The organism is Natrinema soli (assembly GCF_028618695.1).
The window spans coordinates 1-4,602 of the sequence record NZ_JAQIVI010000303.1; the positions used below are offsets into that span (position 1 = coordinate 1).

At 64.8% G+C, this 4,602-nt stretch carries 6 protein-coding genes; all 6 read left to right on the forward strand.

Features of this window, described 5'->3' with window-relative positions:
• Positions 1–323: helix-hairpin-helix domain-containing protein (locus PGX04_RS18535; RefSeq protein ID WP_273739862.1), on the forward strand; the 323-nt coding region annotated here is incomplete at its 5' end.
• Between the two features lie 591 nt (positions 324–914).
• The gene (locus PGX04_RS18540) at positions 915–1,211 is read left to right on the forward strand and encodes an SUI1 family translation initiation factor (protein WP_273739863.1); all 297 of its coding nucleotides are present in this window, start codon (positions 915–917) and stop codon (positions 1,209–1,211) included.
• Positions 1,212–1,329: 118 nt separating this feature from the next.
• Entirely contained in the window at positions 1,330–1,854 is a 525-nt protein-coding gene (locus PGX04_RS18545; RefSeq protein ID WP_273739864.1) for a GNAT family N-acetyltransferase, read from the forward strand.
• Positions 1,855–2,123: 269 nt separating this feature from the next.
• A complete protein-coding gene (locus PGX04_RS18550) occupies positions 2,124–2,606 on the forward strand; it encodes a GNAT family N-acetyltransferase (RefSeq protein WP_273739865.1) in 483 nt (160 codons plus the stop codon).
• Positions 2,607–2,689: 83 nt separating this feature from the next.
• Positions 2,690–4,012 carry an NrfD/PsrC family molybdoenzyme membrane anchor subunit gene (gene nrfD, locus PGX04_RS18555; RefSeq protein WP_273739866.1) on the forward strand — a complete coding sequence of 441 codons (1,323 nt, stop codon included), beginning with the start codon at positions 2,690–2,692 and terminating at the stop codon, positions 4,010–4,012.
• 234 nt (positions 4,013–4,246) lie between these two features.
• A partial coding sequence (locus tag PGX04_RS18560; protein ID WP_273739867.1) for a putative manganese transporter occupies positions 4,247–4,602 on the forward strand: 356 nt, incomplete at its 3' end.

The following is a 4,602-nucleotide window of genomic DNA, read 5'->3' on the forward strand; positions in this document are numbered from 1 at the left end:
CCGCCGTGGCGCTGGCGAAGGCCGAGGAGCGCGTGGTCACGCCCCGTCGGACGTTCTCGTGGCCGAGTGACGCGCCGCACCTGCACCTCTTGCAGCGCGTGCGGGACGAGGCCCACCGCTTCGCCGTGCAGTACCATCAGACCGTCCGCGACGAGGTCAAAACGGTGCTCGACGACGTTCAGGGGGTCGGCCCCGAAACCCGAAAGCGGCTGCTCGGTCGCTTCGGCAGCGTCGAGAACGTTCGCGAAGCGAGCCCCGAGGACCTCCGGAGCGTCGAGGGGATCGGTGAGAAGACGGCAGAGACGATCAGATCGAGACTCTAACAGCAGCAGAGAGCGTGTGGAAGGGCTGATATCGTCTCTTTGCCGCCCTCTTCACCTGTGAATGGAACGATGGGTTTTGGTGAGAATAGGTGAGACGAAGCGACCTGCTATCGTGGCAACAGGGAATCGCCACGCCCTCCCCAGCCGATTTCTGCTCACGGGCTGAAGGCCCGTTCGCATGGTTCGCGGGACCGACGGTCCCGCGCTAACGCTCGATCGCTCCGCTCTCTCGCCCATCCACTGGAAGACGCTTTGCGTCTTCCAAGCTATCACTCGTTCAACTCGCGACAACCTCGCGCAGTGTCCTCGACCGCCCTCACTGTGCTCACGGTTCCCTGCGGTCACCGCTCGCTTTCCGAGGCGCTGAGCGCCTCGCGACGCTCGGTCGGCCGACAGCGCGCGCCACCGCACGTCGGATGGCTGGTCCGAAGTGTTACGTCGTTCTTCGCTACTGAACGGGACACCGACCGGGGGACGTGACTCGAGAGCAGCAACGGAACGACCGCTCCGAATCGGCCGTCGGATCCTCGAGCCCGCGACCGTTGCGACGGCAAGGACAGGGCTATCCTCGCACACGTTCCATGTGAGGATATGGCAGACAACGACGACCTCGACGACCTGCTCGACGAACTCGACAGTCAGGGGGACCTCGAGACCTCCCAGCAAGTGCTGTCGCTGCGGACGGAGAGTCGGCGCTACGACAAGCCGGTGACGATCATCGAGGGGTTCGATCTCTCGCAGTCGGAGATCAAATCGACCGCATCGGATCTCAAGAGTTCCCTGGGAACGGGTGGGACCGTCAACGACGACCGCATCGAATTGCAGGGCGATCACCGCGACCGCGTCCCGGAACTGCTTCGGGACCGAGGGTTCGACGTTCGGGAGTGACCCCCGCCGGGAGCGGCTCCGCTGTCCCCGCGCGTTGTGCGACGACCGAGCCACGGCTCCGTCGGCGCGGTCGTCTCGTGGCAGCGTATTATTTATGTCCCACGTTCGATGATGAGGTATGAAGGTTCGATCCGCGACGTCCGACGACTTCGAGGCGATCACGGCCGTCGCCCGCGACACCTGGCACGACACCTACGACGAACTCGAGGCCGACATGATCGACCGGACCGTCGATAATTGGTACACCGACGACTCGATGCCGCTCGAGGCTCCCGGGACGGTCGTCCTCGTGGCCGAGCGCGCGGAGCGACGGTCCGCGGATGGGAGTCGGACGGAGTCCGACGAACGCGACGGCGACCTCGTCGGCTTCACTCACGCGGTCGCGCAGGGCGAGACGGCCGATATCCTCCGGATGTACGTCCATCCGGACCACCAGGGCGAGGGGATCGGATCGGAGCTCCACGAGCGACTGATGTCGGAGCTCGAGTCCCGCGACACCGACCGGGTCCGCTCGTTCGACTTCGCGTTCAACGACACCAGCCGGGCGTTCTACGAGGGCCTGGGCTTCGAGCAGGCCGACGAGGGCGAAGTCGAAATCGATGGCGAGTTCTACCCCGAAGCCGTCTATTCGCTCGAGTTGTAATCGCCGACCGTTCGTCGCGGAATGTTCTCGATGTCACCGCTCGGAGCCGTCCGTTCGCCTCGAGGATCGCACGCGTCCCGAACGCACTCCGTATTCGGTCCGTCGGCAGTCCGTATTCACTCCACCATCGGCCCACTGAGACGGATTACTGGAAGTCAGTTCCGTCGAACCCGCACGGCGGGTCGCGGGTACGCCGGAACACAGACCGTCCGACAGCACCTGCCAGAGACGGTGCAACCACTTTGGTACTCGGTGTCGTTACACACTGTATGGAGATCAGACCGGCGAACCGCGACGACCGAGAACGGATCAGGGTCGTCGCTCGGGAGACGTGGCACGAGACGTACGACGAACTCGAGCCGGAGACGATCGATCAGACCATCGACGAGTGGTACGGCGACGAGGCCCTCGAGACGGCGTTATCGAAGTCCGGCACCGCCTTCCTCGTCGCGGAGCGGGACGGTGAAATCGTCGGCTTCACGCACGGCGTCGTCACCGAGGACGAGGGTGATGTCCTGCGGCTCTCCGTCCACCCGGACCAGCAAAACGAGGGGATCGGAACCGCGCTGTACGAGCGGCTGCGCGAGGACCTGCGGGACTTCAACATGGAGCGAATGCGCGCGATCGACCTCGCCTCGAACGAGGGCGGCCGGGAGTTCTACGAGACCCACGGGTTCGAACCGACCGACGAGGACGAGGTCGAAATCGGCGGCGAGCGCCGACGGGAAGTGGTCTACACGCTCGAGCTATAGCACGCCGGCGGCTGCCGTTCCGTGCCCTTGCAAATGCACCGCACGGACGCAAGTGAGCCGCCGGTGTGGTCCTCCGTAGCACGATGGGGACGAAAACACCGAGCGAGGCCGACATTCTGCGGCCGATCGGGACGACCTCGAAAACGTACTTCGTGATGGTTGCCGTGGCGGGACTGGCGCTTTTCGCCTTCCTCGTCGGCTGGGCCTACCAGATGCAGCAGGGGCTGGCCGTCACCGGACTCGGTGACTGGGGGAGCGGCGGCGGCGCTACGTGGGGGGTCTACATCGGCGCGTTCATCTGGTGGGTCGGCATCGCCCACGGCGGGATCATTCTCTCGGCCGCGGTCCGTCTGCTGGGGATGGATCGCTACATGCCGGTTGCTCGACTCGCCGAGTTGCTGACCATCAGCGGGCTGTCCGCGGCGGGCTTTTATATCATCGTCCACCTCGGCCGGCCAGACCGGATGGTCACGAGCGTCGTCGGTCACTACCACGTCACGGTCCACGCCTCGCCGCTCGTGTGGGACGTGACCGTCATCACGGCGTACTTCGTGCTGACGGCGACCTACCTCGCGCTCACCCTGCGCTACGACGTGAGCCGGTTGCGCGGCCAGCTGCCGGACCGGCTCGATCCGATCTACCGGCTCATCACGATCGGCTACACCGAGACGGAAGATCGGATCGTCCAGCGCATGGTCTGGTGGCTCGCGCTCGCGATCATCATCATGGCCCCGCTCTTGCTCCACGGCGGCGTCATTCCGTGGCTGTTCGCGGTGATCCCCACGATGCCGACCTGGTTCGGCGGCGTGCAGGGCCCCCAGTTCCTGACGATCGCGCTCACGTCGGCGATCAGCGGCGTGATTATCCTCGCCTATTCGTTCCGCTACGCCTACGACTGGGACCACATCTTCACCGACGACATCTTCCGCGGACTGCTCCTCTGGCTCGGCTTCTTCTGTCTGCTCTTCCTGTGGCTGCAGCTTCAGCAGAACATCACCGGGCTATTCGCCGCACCCGTCGACCTGACCGTCGCGGCCCTGGCCAGAGCGACCAACCCGATCTACCTCACCTCGATGTCGCTGGTCTTCCTGACGCTGTCGTACATCTTCGCACAGTCGATCCGACCGACGCTGTTCACCAAGCGACGGGCCGTCATCTCCGGGCTCGCCGTCCTCATCGCGACGATCCTCGAGAAGGTGCTGTTCGTCGTCGAGGGGTTCCTGCACCCGACGTTCGACATCTACGAGGCGGTGCCGGGCGTCTACATTCCGAGCCTGATCGAGATCGCGTCGATCTTCGGGACGGTCGGCATGGTCTGTCTGTTCTTCCTCACCGTCGCGAAGATCGTCCCCGTGGTGGAGCTCCACGCGATCGAACACCTGCGGGACGACCACGAGAACGAATAGGATACGAGTAGGGGCGGCCGCTCCCGTTCTCTCGTGGGAACGAAAGCAGGGAAACGACCGGTACGGCTGAGCTGTCGGCCGTAAGACGGGACAGGCAGACGTGAGCGAGCCGGCGACTACGGACGCGAACGACCAGCAACGGCCACCAGCAACTATTTATCCCATGGAGCTAAACCTATCTTTAGATATGTCTAATCTTTCGGCACCGAGCGCCCAAACCGGGAGTGAGACGCCGTGAACGAACTGCTCGAGGTCCTCCTCGTATCGCTCCGGGACGGCTATGTTCAGGTGAGCGCGTTCGTCGCGGTAACGGTACTGGCCTTCGGTCTGCTCCAGTACGCGACCGACGGGGCCGTCATCGGCGCGATAGAAGGCAACGAGCGACTGCAAGTGCTGTTCGGCGGCCTCCTCGGACTGACTCCCGGCTGCGGCGGCGCGATCGTCGTCATGCCGCTGTACGTCCGCGGTACGGTCAGCTTCGGGACCGTCGTCGCGACGCTGGGTGCGACCGCGGGCGACTCGGCGTTCGTCATCCTCGCACTGGCCCCCGAAGCCGCGCTGTACGCCTACGCCATCGCCTTCGCGGCGAG

Coding starts and splice junctions, on each gene's coding strand:
- PGX04_RS18540 (WP_273739863.1), top strand. CDS start 915: ATGGCAGACAACGACGACCTCGACGACCTGCTCGACGAACTCGACAGT.
- PGX04_RS18545 (WP_273739864.1), top strand. CDS start 1,330: ATGAAGGTTCGATCCGCGACGTCCGACGACTTCGAGGCGATCACGGCC.
- PGX04_RS18550 (WP_273739865.1), top strand. CDS start 2,124: ATGGAGATCAGACCGGCGAACCGCGACGACCGAGAACGGATCAGGGTC.
- nrfD (WP_273739866.1), top strand. CDS start 2,690: ATGGGGACGAAAACACCGAGCGAGGCCGACATTCTGCGGCCGATCGGG.